We start from the raw sequence: 16,213 nt of genomic DNA, 5'->3' as shown, positions 1-16,213 counted from the left end.
AAGAAGTGGGTGTCGAGCGCACCAGGTCAGAACGGGGGCTCGTCCGAGTAGCCGCCGCCACCGCCGCCCCAGCCGCCACCGCCGCCGCCCTGCTGGCCGCCGCCCGCGGGAGCACCGGTCGCCCAGGGGTCGCCCCCCGGCGCGCCGCCGCCCTGCTGGCCGCCGCCGGCCGGACCGCCCTGGCCGCCACCGCCGCCCCAGCCGCCGCCACCGCCGCCGCCCTGCTGACCGCCACGGCCCGTGGTCCTGGTGACCTTGGCCGTCGCGCTGCGCAGGCTGGCGCCGACCTCGTCGACGTCGAGGTCGATGACCGTGCGCTTGACGCCGTCACGGTCCTCGTAGGACCGCTGCTTCAGCCGGCCCTGAACGATGACGCGCATCCCCTTGGTGAGGGACTCCGCGACGTTCTCCGCGGCCTGACGCCAGACCGAGCAGGTGAGGAAGAGGCTCTCGCCGTCCCGCCACTCGCTGGTCTGCCGGTCGAAGATCCGCGGCGTGGACGCGACACGGAACTTCGCGACCGCCGCACCGGATGGGGTGAAGCGCAGCTCGGGGTCGTCGACCAGGTTGCCGACGACCGTGATGACGGTCTCGCCTGCCATTGGGGGAACCTCTCGGCGGGGGTTAACTGCTGTTGCTGCGATGATGACTCATGGCACTGACAGTGGTGACTGTGAGTACCGACTCGGTAGCCGCTCGGCCGGTTCGCACGCCGCCCGGGACGCCCCGTGAGGGGCGGGGGACGGCGCTCGACCGCTGCCTGGCGTTACGCGCCGATCCGGGGGATCAGCGCGTCTGGGGCCTCAGGACCTTGGTCCGCATGACCGACTCGTTGAGGTTCATCTGCCGGTCCAGCTCCTTGACCACGTCAGGCTCGGCCTGGAGGTCAATCACCGAGTAGACGCCCTCGGGCTTCTTGTTGATCTCGTAGGAGAGACGGCGGCGACCCCAGGTGTCGACCTTCTCGACCTTGCCGTTGGCCTCACGGACCACCGACAGGAACGACTCGATCAGGGGCGCGATGGAGCGCTCCTCAAGATCGGGGTCGAGGATCACCATCACCTCGTAGTGACGCATACGTGAACCCACCTCCTCTGGACTCAGGCGGCCACGGGCGTTCCGTGGCAGGAGGGTCGTGATGCGGTCCACACCCGGCCGTCTGGACGGGCGCGGACAGTACACCGTACCCGCATCCCGCCTTCCGGTTGAAATCCTCCCGGGTAGCGCTGCAATCTGGATATACAGGGATGTAAGCCAACGAAGGGTCCGTAATGACTCAGGCAGCACACCGCGGTCCGGTCTCGCACACCGTCGGTCTCCTGCTGAACAGCGACGGCCGGGCACACCCCAGGGAGAACACCCTCGCCTCGATCACCCTGGCGTTGGGGCTGGTCGCGGCGATCACCTCGGCCTTCTACGGACTGCACGTGATCAGCAGCTGGACCGGTCTTGTCGGTCTTCTGATCGGCGCGGTCAGCCAGTTGGTCTCCGCCACCACCGGGCAGCGCGCTCTCACCGTGGTCGGACTCGGCGGCGCGGGGGTGGGGCTCTATCTCGGCCTCTCGCACGGAGGTTTCTTCCCCGCCTGGCCGGGCTGAGCACTCCTCTCCCACCGGACCTGGCGGACGGCGGCGGCCCCCGCCGCCGGGCGTCGCGCCGGCCGCGGGATCGGGGCGCCACGCGGGCGCCGAGCGCCACCGCGCCGTCCACGGAAAGTGGTCGCGCCGTTAGGCTTCCGGGCGAGACGCTGCGTTTGACGCCCAAGGAGCGCCCGCATGAGCCTGACCCTGAGGACCATCAGCCGCGACGAACACCTCGCATACATCCGCTCGCTCCCGTCAGCCAGCCATATGCAGGTTCCGGCATGGGGTGATGTGAAGGCTGAATGGCGCTCGGAGTCGCTGGGCTGGTTCGACGCCAGCGGGCGGCTCGTCGGCGCCGGCCTGGTGCTCTACCGTCAACTCCCCAAGCTCAAGCGGTATCTGGCGTACCTTCCCGAGGGCCCGGTGATCAACTGGCACGCGCCCAACCTGGAGGAGTGGCTGCGCCCGATGCTGGCGCACCTGAAGCAGCAGGGGGCGTTCTCGGTCAAGATGGGCCCGCCGGTGGTGATCCGCAGGTGGAACGCGGCGGCGATCAAGGCGGGCATTCAGAACCCCGAGGTCAAGCGGCTGCGTGAGGTCGAGCCGACCGTTCTGGAGCCCAAGGCGTTCGAGGTGGCCGACCAACTGCGGCGGATGGGCTGGCAGCAGGGCGAGGACGGCGGCGCCGGCTTCGGCGACGTGCAGCCCCGTTACGTCTTCCAGATCCCGCTGCGCGACCGCACGTTGGAGGAGGTCCAGAAGGGCTTCAACCAGCTGTGGCGACGGAACATCAAGAAGGCCGACAAGGCCGGGGTGCAGGTCGTCAGGGGCGGATTCGAGGACCTTCCGGCCTGGCAGCGGCTCTACGAGGTGACGGCCGAGCGCGACAAGTTCCGCCCGCGCCCGCTGATGTACTTCGAGCGGATGTGGCGCGTTCTGAACGAGGAAGAGCCCGACCGTATGCGGCTCTACTTCGCCATGCACGAGAACGAGCCGGTCGCCGCCGCGACGATGCTCATCGTCGGCGGACACGTGTGGTATTCCTACGGAGCGTCGGCCAACCACAAGCGCGAGGTTCGCCCCTCCAACGCGATGCAGTGGCAGATGCTCCAGGACGCGCACCAACTCGGGGCGCACGTCTACGACCTGCGGGGCATCGGCGACTCGTTGGAGGACACCGACCACCTCTTCGGCCTGATCCAGTTCAAGGTGGGTACGGGCGGTGAGGCGTCGGAGTATCTCGGCGAGTGGGACTTCCCGCTCAACAAGCTTCTCCACAAGGCGCTCGACATGTACATGTCGCGGCGCTGACCGCGCGCCGGCGCCGACCGGCTCCGCCTTCGTTCTCCCGACGGACCAACCGCCCGACCCACCGACCGCCCGGCCGCATCACCCCGGACCCGAGCGGACTCCCGGCGCACCGACAGCAGAACATCAGCAGAAAGGGACCCCCCGGCCATGGCGCTCACCCTGTACGTCGAGACGGACCGCTGGCGGGCGCACCAGCGGTCGGTGCTCGCCGACTTCCCCGGTCTGGTTCCCGTGTGCAAGGGCAACGGTTACGGCTTCGGCCATGACCGCCTGGCCGAGGAGGTCTCCCAGCTGGAGCTGGACACGCTGGCGGTCGGGACCACCTACGAGGCCGCGGCCATGAAGGACCGCTTCAGCGGCGACCTGCTGGTGCTCACGCCCTACCGCCGCAGCGAGGAGCCGGTGCCGCTGCCGGACCGGGTGATCCGTTCCGCCTCCTCCGTCGACGGCGTCTACGGGCTGGTCGGCTCGCGGGTGGTCGTCGAGGTGATGAGCTCCATGAAGCGCCACGGGGTGACCGAGCGCGACCTGGGCAAGCTGCACGCCGCGCTCGACGACGTGCGGCTGGAGGGCTTCGCCATCCACCTGCCGCTGGACCGCACGGACGGCAGCGACGCCGTCGAGGAGGTCATCGGCTGGATGGACCGGCTGCGGGCGGCCAGGCTGCCGCTGGACACGATGTTCGTCAGCCATCTCAGCTCGCGCGAACTGGCGCGGCTGCGGCAGCAGTTCCCGCAGACCACCTTCCGGGCGCGGATCGGCACCCGGCTGTGGCTGGGCGACCACGGGGCGACGGAGTACCGCGGCGCGGTGCTCGACGTCACGCCGGTGGCCAAGGGGGACCGCTTCGGGTACCGGCAGCAGAAGGCGGCCGGCGACGGCTGGTTGGCCGTGGTGGCCGGCGGCACCTCGCACGGGGTCGGTCTTGAGGCGCCCAAGGCGCTGCACGGGATGACCTCGCGCGCCAAGGGAATGGCCAGGGCCGGTCTGGCGACGGTCAACCGCAACCTCTCGCCGTTCGTCTGGGACGGCAAGCAGCGCTGGTTCGCGGAGCCGCCGCACATGCAGGTATCGATCCTGTTCGTGCCGGCGGAGGCCAAGGAGCCCAAGGTGGGCGACGAGCTGAAGGCGATCCTGCGGCACACGACGACCCAGGTGGACCGCCTCGCGGACCGCTGAGCCGAGGCGGTCACCGCCCCGACGGAACGGCGGCGGCCGTCGCGAGGACGGCCGCCGCGGGGAACGAGGCGGGCCGAGAAGGCCCGCCCCACAGACGGCGGCAGCCCCGGAAACGGGCCGGGGCTGCCGCTGCTCGGTCACGCCTGGGGCGTGGGTCCCTTGAGGTCGCTCAGCTGTCGACCTCGCCGCGGATGAACTGCTCGACGTTCTCCCGCGCCACGTCGTCGAAGTACTGCACGGGCGGCGACTTCATGAAGTACGAGGAGGCGGAGAGCACCGGGCCGCCGACACCGCGGTCCTTGGCGATCTTCGCGGCGCGCAGCGCGTCGATGATCACGCCGGCCGAGTTCGGGGAGTCCCAGACCTCCAGCTTGTACTCCAGGTTGAGCGGCACGTCGCCGAAGGCGCGCCCCTCAAGCCGCACGTAGGCCCACTTGCGGTCGTCCAGCCAGGCCACGTAGTCCGACGGGCCGATGTGCACGTTCTTCTCGCCGAGGTCCCGGTCGGGGATCTGGGAGGTCACGGCCTGGGTCTTGGAGATCTTCTTCGACTCCAGCCGGTCGCGCTCCAACATGTTCTTGAAGTCCATGTTGCCGCCGACGTTCAGCTGCATGGTGCGGTCCAGGATGACGCCCCGGTCCTCGAACAGCTTGGCCATCACGCGGTGCGTGATGGTGGCGCCCACCTGGGACTTGATGTCGTCGCCCACGATCGGGACGCCGGCCTCGACGAACTTGTCGGCCCACTCCTTGGTGCCGGCGATGAAGACCGGGAGGGCGTTGACGAACGCGACCTTGGCGTCGATGGCGGCCTGCGCGTAGTACTTGGCGGCGTCCTCGGAGCCGACCGGCAGGTAGCAGATCAGCACGTCGGCCCGGGTGTCCTTGAGGACCTGGACCACGTCGACCGGCTCGTCGTCGGACTCGACGATGGTCTCCCGGTAGTACTTGCCCAGACCGTCGAGGGTCTGCCCGCGCTGCACGTTCACGCCGGTGGGGGGCACGTCGCAGATCTTGACGGTGTTGTTCTCGCTGGCGCCGATGGCATCGCTGAGGTCGATGCCGACCTTCTTGGCGTCAACGTCGAAGGCGGCCACGAACTCGATGTCCGAGACGTGGTAGTCGCCGAACTGGACGTGCATCAGACCCGGGACGCGGCTGTCCGGGGCGGCGTCCTTGTAGTACTCGACGCCCTGTACCAGCGAGGCGGCGCAGTTGCCCACGCCAGCGATGGCTACGCGAACCGAACCCATTCCGGTTGCTCCCTGTTGTGTGTTCTCGACGTGACCCCGCATCGTCGCGGGGAGGTTAGTTGGTGCTGTCGTCGGAAGGATCGGGGCCCGCACGCTCGTGCGCGCCGCTCGGACCGCGCTGCTCGCGCTGGCCCTGCCCTTCCCGCTCGCTCTCGATCAGCTCGTTGAGCCAGCGGACCTCGCGCTCCACGGACTCCATGCCGTGACGCTGCAACTCCAGGGTGTAAGCGTCCAGCTTCTCCCTGGTGCGGGCCATGGAGGCCCGCATCTTGGCGAGGCGCTCCTCCAGACGACTGCGGCGCCCCTCCAGGACGCGCATCCGCACGTCCCGCGAGGTCTGGCCGAAGAAGGCGAAGCGCACACCGAAGTGCTCGTCCTCCCAGGCGTCAGGGCCGGTCTGGGCGAGCAGCTCCTCGAAGCGCTCCTTGCCCTCGGCCGTGAGGCGGTAGACGATCTTGGCCCGGCGGTTGGTCAGCGGCGTGGCACGCGGGTCGTCCGAGGCGCGACCCGACTCCTCGGCCAGCCAGCCCTGCTGGACCAGCGCCTTGAGGCAGGGGTAGAGGGAGCCGTAGCTGAACGCGCGGAAGACGCCGAGCGAGGTGTTGAGCCGCTTGCGCAGCTCGTAACCGTGCATCGGGGCCTCACGCAGGAGGCCGAGTACGGCGAACTCCAGAACGCCTGAACGCCTGCTCATCCCGGAGGTCACCTCCACCCTCGTCCGCCGTGTCCTGCCCTGCCCGTGCGCGGCCCCCGAGGGGGCCGGACCCTCCGCCTCCGGAGCGCTACTCGCTCCGATGCATTGAGTCGATGTATCAGCTCGATACATCGCAAAGATAGAACGCGGAGGAAGACTCGGCAAGCGAGGATGCGGTGAAGGGGGTCACATCTTTACTTCACCCGCGAAGGAATGTCCCAATTGCCCGCCCCGGCAAGAAAGATGGTTTTTGGCGCTGCGTAGTCTGGGCCCGTGCGGATCAGCCCAACGGGGAACCTTGCGGAGCGCGATGACGTCTTCGTGCTAGGTGACGTGCGCCCAGAAGTGGATTCGGATCACACGCCGGGGGACTGGGCCACAAGAAGTACCCGCCGTCCGCAGACAGAGATGTCTGTCCTAGGAGTAACTGCCCCATGAGCGAGCACCGTCGCAAGCCGCCGCAGTCACGCGGCCGCCGCGCCGCGTCATCCGGGCGCCGCGCCGAGCCGCCGCCCGCTCCCCCGCCCCAGGCTCCCTCCGGGGAGTCGGAGGAGCGCGCCTTCGGTAGCCGTGCGGAGGCCAGACGCGCCGCCCAGCGCGGCGGACGCCGGCGCGCGGCCAACGCCTCCGCGGGAGCGGCCGGCGCCGAGAGCGCCGCCGAGGGCGCGAGCGGCGGTCGCCGCCGCAGGGCCGAGCCCAGCGGGCGCAAGCGACTGATCGACTATCCCCGCGCCAACAAGCACGGGGTACGCCGCTGGGTGCCCTCCTGGAAACAGGTGCTGGGCTCGGCCGTCGCGTTCTTCGGCCTGTTGGTGGGCCTGGTGGGTCTGGCCTACGCCATGACCGAGATCCCCAACCCCAACGAGCTGGCCAAGCAGCAGAGCAACGTCTACTACTGGGCCGACAACGAGCGCATGGTCGTCTCCGGTGGCGAGGTCAACCGCCAGGAGATCCCCTACGAGGAGATCCCCGAGGCGATGCGGGACTCCGTGGTGGCCGCCGAGAACGCCACCTTCTGGGAGGACTCCGGCATCGACCCGATGGGCATCGGCCGCGCCGTACTCAACATGGCGCGCGGCGGCGACGTCCAGTCGGGCTCGACCATCACCCAGCAGTACGTCAAGAACATGTACCTCACCCAGGAGCAGACGCTGGAGCGCAAGGGGCGCGAGCTGCTGCTCTCCATCAAGGTGGGCGCCGAGTACTCCAAGCAGGACATCCTGGCGGGCTACCTCAACTCGTCCTACTACGGGCGGGGCGCCCACGGCATCCAGGCCGCGGCCCAGGCGTACTTCGGCATCGACGCGGCCGACCTCGACCCGAGCCAGGCCGCCTTCCTCACCAACGTGCTCAAGGGGCCGTCGCTGTACGACCCCTACAACCTCAACGGCGAGCTCGACGAGGGCAACCAGCAGCGCGCGGAGGAACGCTGGCGGTACGTCCTGGACCGGCGGCTTGAGGTCGGCAACCTCTCCCAGGCGGAGTACGACGAGATCACCGAGTTCCCGGACGTCCAGGAGCCGACTCCCGCCATGGAGAAGGAGGGCCAGATCGGTTATCTGACGGCCCTCGTCGACAACTACCTGATCTCCCAGGACATCGTCCCCGAGGACAAGCTGGCCAAGGGCGGCTACCAGATCCACACCACCTTCGACCGCGAGAAGATGGAGCAGATGGCGGACGCGGTCACCGAGGTCGAGGAAGCGAACATCGACCCGGAGGCCCGTGACGAGGACCGCCACGTGCAGTTCGGCGGCGCCTCGGTGGTGCCCGGCGACGGCGCGATCGTCGCCATCTACGGCGGCGCCGGCTACCCCGAGCACTACGTGAACAACGCGGACTCGCCGAACGCGCAGGTCGGATCGACGTTCAAGCCCTTCGTGCTCGCCGCGGCGATGCAGGAGGGCGTCCGCGACCCCGAGGGGGGCCCGGAGCAGGAGCGCGACGAGCGCATCCAGCTCTCCCCGGAGGCCGTCTACCTCAGCGAGGACGGCCTCAAGATCAACAAGTACAACGGGGACACGCTGCTCGTCGAGGACGCCGAGACCGGCGAGGACGGCGAGTGGCACCAGGCCAACTTCGAGGGCGGGGACCACGGCGAGGTGACGCTGCGGGAGGCCATGGAGGTCTCCGCGAACTCCCCGTTCGTCCAGCTCGGCATGGACATCGGCCCCGCCACCGTCTCCAAGGTCGCCCAGGCGACGGGCCTGCTGGAGGACAGCCTCGGCCCGGCCAACGACTCGGTGCCCTCCTTCGCCCTGGGTGTCTCCACGCCCGGCCCGATCCGGATGGCCACCGCCTACGCCACCTTCGCCGCCAGCGGCGAGCGTGCCGACCCCTACTCGGTCACCTCGGTCGAGATGCCCGACGGCAGCAAGTGGGAGCACCCCAACGAGACCGAGCGCGCCATCGACGCGGCCGTCGCGGACAACGTCAACGACGTGCTCCAGGACGTGGTCGAGAGCGACCAGGGCAGCGGCCACCGCATCGTCGAGGAGGGCTTCGACAAGCCCGTGGCGGGCAAGACCGGCACCACGGACAAGAACAACAGCGCCTGGTTCGTCGGCTACACACCGCACCTCTCCACCGCGATCGGGATGTGGCGCATCGCCGACGACCCGGAGGATCTGCGCGAGGACGAGGAAGCCGGCTTCATGTCCATGTGGGGCACCGGCGGCAACGAACGGATCAACGGCTCCAGCCTCCCGCTCTCCGTCTGGCTCGCCTACATGAAGGAGGCCACCGCCGGCGACGAGCCGACGGAGTTCCCGGAGGCGCGCGAGATCGGCGAGACCATCTGGGGCGGCGGCGCCGAGAGCCCGCCCCCGGTCGAGACGGAGGAGCCCCCGCCGCCGACGGAACCCGACGAGCCGGAGGAGACCGAGGAGACGGAGGAGTCCGAGGAGCCTCCGCCACCAACGGAACCCGAGGAGCCGGAACCCGATCCCACCGAGACCTGCCAGCCCTGGGAGATCGACTGCGACGACTCCTCCGAGGGCGGGGGGAACGAGGGATCCGACCCGGGCACCGACAACGGCGGCAGCGAGGGCGGTGAAGACGAGGGCCAGGACGGCGGAGAGGACAACGGCGGACCGGGCGGCGGCGCGATCTGGGGCCGGGAGGGCTACTGAGCCCGGCCGAGATCGATCCGCCCGCGAGGGCCGATCCCCTCCAGGGGCCGGGACACGAGCGACGACTCGTGTCCCGGCCCCTGGCCGTTTCCGGCAACCACGCCCCGCCCCCCGGCGGTGCGCCGACCCGTGCGGCAGGATGGGCGCATGGCGCATCCCCACAAGTCGTCGGTCGTCCACCCCACCGCTCAGGACGAAGTGGCGTCAGCCGGCAGCCAGTTGATCGGCGGACCGGCGGGGAGACGGGCGGTGCCGGGCGGGGGCTGGTGGAGCCCGGTGCGCGTGGTGGTGCTCGTCGTGATCGGGATGTTCGCGCTGGGCATGGCCCAGAAGTCCGCCTGCTACGAGGAGCACTGGTTCTTCGGCGCCACCGGGCAGTACACCCACGCCTGCTACTCCGACATCCCGCACCTCTACGAGTCCCGCGGCTTCGCCGAGGGGCGGGTGCCCTACTTCGAGAAGCTTCCCGAGTCGCTCTCCGGCGGCATGGAGTACCTGGAGTACCCGGTGCTCACCGGCCTCTTCATGGAGGTCGCCTCCTGGCTCACCCCGGACGGAGGCGGAATCCGCGAGGCACAGCTCTACTGGATGATCAACGCGGGCCTGCTGCTGGTCTGCGCCGTGGTGATCACCGCCTGCGTGGCGCGCATCCACCGCGGCCGGCCCTGGGACGGCCTGCTGGTGGCACTCGCCCCCGCGTTGGCGCTCAACGCCACCATCAACTGGGACCTGTTGGCCGGCGCACTCACCTGCGCCGCGCTGCTGATGTGGTCGCGTTCCCGCACGGTCTGGGCCGGGGTGCTGATCGGCCTGGCGACGGCGGCCAAGCTCTATCCCGCGCTGCTGCTGGGCCCCCTGCTGGTGCTCTGCTGGCGAGCCGGCCGCTGGCGTGAGCTGGCGGTGACCACGGCGGCGGCCGTGGTCACCTGGCTGGCGGTCAACCTTCCGGTGATGCTGCCGGCCTGGGAGGGCTGGTCGAAGTTCTATGTCTTCAGCCAGGACCGGCCGGTGGACGTCGGCTCGTTCTGGCTGGTCATCTCCCAACGGACCAACCACGCGCTGGAGTCGGTCAACACCTACGCGATGGTGCTGATGGCGCTCGGCTGCGCGGGGATCGCGCTGCTCGCCCTGGCCGCGCCCCGACGACCGCGGCTGGCCCAACTCGCCTTCCTCGTCGTGGCGTTGTTCGTTCTCACCAACAAGGTCTACTCGCCGCAGTACGTGCTGTGGCTCATCCCGCTCGCCGCCCTCGCCCGGCCGCGCTGGCGGGACTTCCTGATCTGGCAGAGCTGCGAGGTGCTCTACTACTTCGGCATCTGGATGTATCTCGCCTACCGCCACGGCGAGGACCAGCAGGGGCTCTCCATGGGCGGCTACCAGCTGGCCATCCTGCTCCATCTGCTCGGGACCGCCTATCTCTGCGCGATGGTGGTGCGGGACGCGCTGCGCCCCGAGCACGACCTCGTACGGAGGGACGGCTCGGACGACCCGGGCGGCGGCGTCCTGGACGGCGCGCCGGACGTGTTCACGCTCCGCCGCAGGGATGCCCCGCCGACCGCGCAGAGCGCCTATGTAGCCTGGGGCGTCTCCCGCCCGGCCGAAGCCCCACCGCCGGCGCCGCCCCGGCCGGACCAGCCCTGGCCGCCCCAGACCACCACGGACGACGTTTCACGTGAAACTTGATTCCCAGCCCGAGCGCGCCCCCGTCCTCCGCGAGCTACGGGGGCTGCTACGTGGCACCGGCTTCCGCCAACTGCTGACGGTCCGGCTGCTCTCGCAGTTCGCCGACGGCGTCTTCCAGATCGGCCTGGCCACCTATGTGGTCTTCGCTCCCGAGCAGGAGACCAGCCCCGGCGACATCGCGGCGGCCATGGCGGTACTGCTGCTGCCCTACTCGCTCCTGGGCCCGTTCGCCGGGGTGCTGCTGGATCGCTGGCGCCGTCGACAGGTGCTCTTCTACGGGAACCTGCTGCGCTGCGGGCTGGTCGCCGCCTCCTGCACCCTGATCCTCGGCGGCGCCCCGGACTGGCTCTTCTATCTGTCGGCCCTCCTGGTGACGGCGGTCAACCGCTTCATCCTGGCCGGGCTCTCGGCCGCCCTCCCCCGGGTGGTCGAGCGCGAGCAGCTGGTCGTGGCCAACTCCCTCTCCCCGACGGCCGGCACGCTGGCGGCCACGGTCGGCGGGGGCGGGGCGTTCCTCGTGCAGCTGCTCGCCAACTCCCAGGGCGCCCAGGACACGCTGGCGCTGCTGCTGGCCGCCGCCATCTATCTCCTTGCCGGATTCTCCGCGCTGCGGATGGGCCGGGACCAGTTGGGCCCCGACGACGACGCCCTCGCGCACGACCTGCGCGCGGCCCTCGTGACCACCGGCCGGGGGCTGCTCGGCGGTCTCCGGCATCTCGGTCAACGGCGCACGGCCGCCGGAGCGTTGGCCGGCGTCGGCATGATGCGTTTCAGCTACGGCGCCCTGCTGGTCACCGTGCTGATGCTCTGCCGCTACTCCTGGGACGACGGCGGCGACGAGGGCGTGGCGCTGCTCGGCATAGCCGTCGGCGTCTCGGGCGCGGGTTTCTTTGTGGCGGCGGTGCTGACGCCGTGGCTGGTGACCCGACTGGGACAGCTGGGCTGGTATGTCTGCTGCGCGCTGGCGGCGTCCGTGCTGGTGCCGGCGCTCGGGCTCTCGTTCCAGCCCGCCCCCATGCTGGTGGCCGCCTTTGTGCTGGGATTCGTCTCGCAGAGCGCCAAGATCGTCACGGACACGGTGGTGCAGTCGTCGGTCTCCGACACCTTCCGGGGACGGGTCTTCGCGCTCTACGACATGCTCTACAACATCGCTTTCGTGGGCGCCGCCGGGGTGGCCGCCCTGATACTGCCGTCGGACGGCCGTTCCCCGGCGTTGCTCTGCCTGGTCTCACTCGTCTATCTGCTGACCGCCGCGCTGATCCATCGGCTGCGGCGCGCTGTTTCACGTGAAACAGCGCCTCCACGGGGAACGGCGACTTCGCGGGAAACATCGACTTCGCGGGAAGCGGCGACGGGCGACGCCACGGCGGCGAGCTGAGCGCGGGCACCCCGCGCCGCGCCGCGACTAGTTCTGCTCGGCCCACCACTCACGGAGCGCCGCCTCGGCGGCCTCGCGGCCCAGCGGGCCCTTCTCCAGCCGCAGTTCCAACAGGAAGCGGTAGGCGCGACCGACCTCGGGCCCCGGCGGGACACCGAGGATCTCCATCACGTCATTGCCGTTGAGATCGGGGCGAATGGCATCAAGTTCCTCCTGCTCCTTGAGCCGCTCGATCCGCTCCTCCAGCCCGTCGTAGGCGCGGGACAGCGCCTGGGCCTTCCTCTTGTTCCTCGTGGTGCAGTCGGAGCGCGTGAGCTTGTGCAGCCGGTCCAGCAGCGGCCCCGCGTCGCGCACATAGCGCCGCACGGCCGAGTCGGTCCACTCACCGGTTCCGTAGCCGTGGAACCTCAGATGCAGCTCGACCAGCCGCGAGACGTCCTTGACCAGCTCGTTGGGGTACTTGAGCCGAGTCATCCGCTGCTTGGTCAGCTTGGCCCCGACGATCTCGTGGTGGTGGAACGAGACCCGCCCGTCTCCCTCGAAGCGGCGCGTCTTGGGCTTGCCGATGTCGTGGAGCAGTGCCGCCAGCCGCAGCACCAGGTCGGGCCCGTTCTCCTCCAGGTCGATGGCCTGCTCCAGCACGGTCAGGCTGTGCTCGTACACGTCCTTGTGCCGGTGGTGCTCGTCGCGTTCCAGCCGCAGCGCGGGAACCTCGGGCAGCACCCGCTCCGCGAGTCCGGTCTCCACCAGCAACGTGATCCCTCGCCGCGGGTCGGCGCTGAGCAGCAGCTTGTTCAGCTCGTCGCGCACCCGCTCCGCGGAGACGATGTCGATCCGGGCGGCCATGTCCTTCATCGCCTGCCGCACCGGCGTGGTCACGGTGAAGCCCAGCTGGGCGGAGAACCTGGCCGCCCGCATCATCCGCAGCGGGTCGTCGGAGAACGACTCCTCCGGGGTGCCGGGCGTGCGCAGCTGCCGCTGGGCGAGATCGTTCAACCCGTTGTGCGGGTCCACGAACTCCTTCCGCGGAAGCGTCACCGCCATCGCGTTGACGGTGAAGTCCCGGCGCCGCAGGTCCTCTTCGAGCGAGTCGCCGTAGACGACCTCCGGCTTGCGGGAGTCCCGGTCGTACGCCTCGGAGCGGTAGGTGGTGATCTCCAGCTGGTAGTCGCGGTGTTCCGCGTCGTTCCCCCCCTCGGGGGCGCGCTTGCGACAGCCCACGGTGCCGAACGCGATCCCCACGTCCCAGACGGCGTCGGCCCAGGGACGGACCAGCCGCAGGATCTCCTGGGGACGCGCGTCCGTGGTGAAGTCGAGATCGTTGCCGAGCCGCCCGAGAAGCGCGTCGCGTACCGAACCCCCCACCAGAACCAGCGTGTACCCGGCATCCGCGAAGCGGGTGGCGAGATCGTCGGCGATGGGGGAGACCCGCAGCAGCTCTCCCACGGCCCGCCGTTGCGCCTGGCTCAGCTCGGGTGCGGCATGGCGGACGTTACTGTCTTTCCTGTCGTTCGGCACAACAGCACAGGGTACGTGCCCCGGCTCGCCGCCCACCGTGACCGGGGGGCGATCGGGCACCGCACTCCGTGGCGATCACACGTCTCGATCATCGTTACCATGAAGGCGCGTTGAGGGCTGGGGGACGGACCCCGGGGCAGCCGGGGACGAGAAGGAACGGGGCTGACGCGTGCCAGAGATGGCGGAGACACCATCGTCCCGCTCCGGTGCCGGCAGGCACGGAGGGCTTTTGGGGCGTCGCGGACGCAGGCTTTTCGGACTGTTCGCCGCGCTGCTGGCCACCGCCATGTCGACCGGACTGCCGGCGGCGAGCGCCGCCCCGACCGAAATCGGCACCGGCTCGCTGACCGCCACGGTCTCCCTCACCGAGGTCACACCCGAGGCCCCCGACGCCGACGACACCCTCACCCTGCGGGGAACGGTCACCAACGAGGGCGGCACCGACATCCTCGACAGCTCGGTCGCGGCCCGTCAGGGCGTCGCGCTTGAGGGCCGAGGTGCCATCGACGAGGCCATGGCGCGCACGGAGTTCAACAGCGACGCCGACGGTCCCATAGTGCTCGGCCACGGCCAGGACATCGGCACGGTCAGGCCGGGCATGTCCGCCACCTTCTCCCTTGAGGTGCCGGTCTCCGCGCTCTCCCTCGGCCCCGACGGGGTCTACCAGGTCGGCGTCGCGCTGACCGGACAGACCGAGGACCGCCAGTGGGACCAGATCCTCGGCGTCGGCCGCACCCTGCTCCCCTGGGGCGACTCCCCCGCAGACGGGACCAGCCTCACCGTGCTGTGGCCGTTGATCTCCCGGACCCACCTCACCGCTCAGACCGGCGCCGACGAGGAGCAGACCCCGACGTTCAGGGACGGCTCGCTGCTGGAGGAGATCTCCCCCGGCGGCCGGCTCCACCGGCTGGTGGAGTTGGGCGCCGACCTCCCGGTGACCTGGGTGATCGACCCCGACCTTCTCGCCTCCGTGGACGCGATGGTGGAGGAGTACCAGGTCTACGAGGGCAACGAGTTGGTCGCCGGCAACGGCCAGCGGGAGGCCAGGGAGTGGCTCGGCGCCCTCCAGGAGGCGGTCCACGACGACGAGGTGGTGGCCCTTCCCTTCGGCGACCCCGACCTCGCCTCCCTCGCCCACCAGGGGCGTGAGGTCCAGGGCGCGCTGCGGCAGCTGGCCACGGCGACCGAGACCGCCGCCCTCACCATCGACTCGGTGCTGAAGGTCGAGCCGACCACCGACTTCGCGTGGCCCGTCGAAGGCGCCGTCGACCCCTCGATCGTCTCCGTCGCCACCTCGGCCGGCGCCCACCATGTGATCGCCCGGAGCGACAGCCTCCGCGACGGAGGGCTCGCCCACACCCCCTCCGCCCCCCGCCCGATCGGTGACGGCAACACGGCGGTCGTCGCCGACGCCGTACTCTCCGGTCTCTTCACCGAGGACATGCGCGGCACCAGCAACGCGACCCTGGCCCGCCAGCAACTGCTCGCCCAGACTCACGCCATCGCGGGCGAGGCGGGCGCCGGCGAGCGGAACCTGCTGCTGGCCCCCCAGCGGATGCCCACCGGCGACCAGGCGCAGGCGATGGCGGACGCCGTCCGGGCCGCTCAGGAGCAGGCCGACTGGCTCTCGTTCGAGAACCTGAGCGCCACCGCCTCCGCGCAGCCGGACCCGGGCGCCAACCAGCGGGTGCCGGGCTCGGACGAGTACCCCTCCCGGCTGCGTCAGCAGGAGCTGCCCACCAGCGCCTTCCAGACCATGCGCGAGACGCAGCGGACGCTGGAGGACTTCACGGTCATCCTCACCGCGCCCGACCGCGTCGAGCCGCCGTTCGGCAACGCCATCCGCCGCGAGATGTCCACCTCCTGGCGCGGCCACGAGTCGGACGCCGCCGCCTACCGCTTCACCGTGCAGAACGGCCTGGAGGACCTCACCGACCGGGTCCGGATCATCCAGAAGTCGCCGATCACCCTCTCCGGACGCAGCGCGACCATCCCCGTGACGGTCGAGAACAACCTGGTCCAGGACGTCAAGGGTCTGGAGCTGCGGCTGACCTCCAGCCGCAGGCTCGGCCTGGAGGTCAGCGAGACCCAGCAGATCGCCGTCGGCGGCGGGCACAGCCAGACGGTGAAGTTCTCCACCACCGCGCGCGCCAACGGTCGCACCTTCCTGGAGGCCCGGCTCTTCAGCACCGAGGACGAGAAGGCGTACGGCGAGCCGATGCGCTTCCAGGCCGACGTCACCTCGATCACCTCCGCCGTGCTGATGGTGATCGCCGGTGGTCTGCTGCTGGTCGTGCTCGCCGGAATCCGGATGTACACGCAGCGCAAGCGAGCCGCCCGCGAGGACGCCACCTCCGAGGACGACGCCCCGGCGGGTGAGAGCCCCGCCGACACCAGCAGCGTCAACACCGGTACCCCGCCCCGGGGTGAGACTCTGGACTCCGACGAGTGAGCCGGAGTCCGGACCGTGAACCTAAGGTGGGG

At 70.2% G+C, this 16,213-nt stretch carries 12 protein-coding genes; 7 read left to right on the top strand and 5 right to left on the bottom strand.

Annotated features, from left to right (window positions below):
• Positions 1-26: 26 nt before the first annotated feature.
• Together FH715_RS12700 and rpsF are read right to left on the bottom strand one after the other, a co-directional pair.
• Entirely contained in the window at positions 27-602 is a 576-nt protein-coding gene (locus tag FH715_RS12700; RefSeq protein ID WP_139644563.1) for a single-stranded DNA-binding protein, read from the bottom strand.
• A gap of 184 nt (positions 603-786) precedes the next feature.
• The gene (rpsF, locus tag FH715_RS12695; protein ID WP_097232233.1) at positions 787-1,077 is read right to left on the bottom strand and encodes a 30S ribosomal protein S6; all 291 of its coding nucleotides are present in this window, start codon (positions 1,075-1,077) and stop codon (positions 787-789) included.
• A gap of 194 nt (positions 1,078-1,271) precedes the next feature.
• Here rpsF and FH715_RS12690 point away from each other — a divergent pair, with 194 nt between their 5' ends.
• The 3 genes from FH715_RS12690 to FH715_RS12680 all read left to right on the top strand — a co-directional run bounded on the left by FH715_RS12690 (position 1,272) and on the right by FH715_RS12680 (position 4,073).
• A complete protein-coding gene (locus FH715_RS12690) occupies positions 1,272-1,598 on the top strand; it encodes a hypothetical protein (protein WP_139644561.1) in 327 nt (108 codons plus the stop codon).
• Positions 1,599-1,775: 177 nt separating this feature from the next.
• Positions 1,776-2,894, top strand: coding sequence for a lipid II:glycine glycyltransferase FemX (locus tag FH715_RS12685; protein WP_139644559.1), 1,119 nt, complete (start codon positions 1,776-1,778; stop codon positions 2,892-2,894).
• A gap of 147 nt (positions 2,895-3,041) precedes the next feature.
• The gene (locus FH715_RS12680; protein ID WP_139644557.1) at positions 3,042-4,073 is read left to right on the top strand and encodes an alanine racemase; all 1,032 of its coding nucleotides are present in this window, start codon (positions 3,042-3,044) and stop codon (positions 4,071-4,073) included.
• Between the two features lie 169 nt (positions 4,074-4,242).
• Here FH715_RS12680 and FH715_RS12675 read toward each other — a convergent pair whose 3' ends face one another.
• Positions 4,243-5,325 carry an inositol-3-phosphate synthase gene (locus tag FH715_RS12675; RefSeq protein WP_139644556.1) on the bottom strand — a complete coding sequence of 361 codons (1,083 nt, stop codon included), beginning with the start codon at positions 5,323-5,325 and terminating at the stop codon, positions 4,243-4,245.
• 55 nt (positions 5,326-5,380) lie between these two features.
• Entirely contained in the window at positions 5,381-6,019 is a 639-nt protein-coding gene (locus FH715_RS12670) for a PadR family transcriptional regulator (RefSeq protein ID WP_139644554.1), read from the bottom strand.
• Positions 6,020-6,453: 434 nt separating this feature from the next.
• On the opposite strand from FH715_RS12670, the gene FH715_RS12665 reads away from it, so the two are divergent.
• The 3 genes from FH715_RS12665 to FH715_RS12655 all read left to right on the top strand — a co-directional run bounded on the left by FH715_RS12665 (position 6,454) and on the right by FH715_RS12655 (position 12,211).
• Entirely contained in the window at positions 6,454-9,150 is a 2,697-nt protein-coding gene (locus tag FH715_RS12665; protein WP_139644552.1) for a transglycosylase domain-containing protein, read from the top strand.
• Between the two features lie 147 nt (positions 9,151-9,297).
• Positions 9,298-10,833: a glycosyltransferase family 87 protein gene (locus FH715_RS12660; RefSeq protein WP_139644550.1), complete on the top strand. Its 1,536-nt coding sequence runs from the start codon at positions 9,298-9,300 to the stop codon at positions 10,831-10,833.
• Positions 10,823-12,211 (top strand): MFS transporter, encoded by a 1,389-nt coding sequence (locus FH715_RS12655; RefSeq protein ID WP_139644548.1) that lies wholly within the window; start codon positions 10,823-10,825, stop codon positions 12,209-12,211. Before FH715_RS12660 ends, FH715_RS12655 begins: the two co-directional genes overlap by 11 nt.
• Positions 12,212-12,238: 27 nt before the next feature.
• On the opposite strand, the gene FH715_RS12650 is transcribed toward FH715_RS12655, so the two are convergent.
• Positions 12,239-13,729: a CCA tRNA nucleotidyltransferase gene (locus FH715_RS12650; protein ID WP_139644546.1), complete on the bottom strand. Its 1,491-nt coding sequence runs from the start codon at positions 13,727-13,729 to the stop codon at positions 12,239-12,241.
• Between the two features lie 229 nt (positions 13,730-13,958).
• Here FH715_RS12650 and FH715_RS12645 point away from each other — a divergent pair, with 229 nt between their 5' ends.
• On the top strand, positions 13,959-16,181 hold the full coding sequence (locus tag FH715_RS12645; RefSeq protein ID WP_139644544.1) for a DUF6049 family protein: 2,223 nt from the start codon (positions 13,959-13,961) through the stop codon (positions 16,179-16,181).
• The last annotated feature ends 32 nt before the right edge of the window (positions 16,182-16,213 follow it).

The organism is Streptomyces sedi, from assembly GCF_006335015.1.
Lineage (GTDB): Bacteria > Actinomycetota > Actinomycetes > Streptomycetales > Streptomycetaceae > Streptomyces > Streptomyces sedi.
Note: the sequence above shows the minus strand (reverse complement) of the source record. Positions and strands in the feature narration are given on the sequence as shown.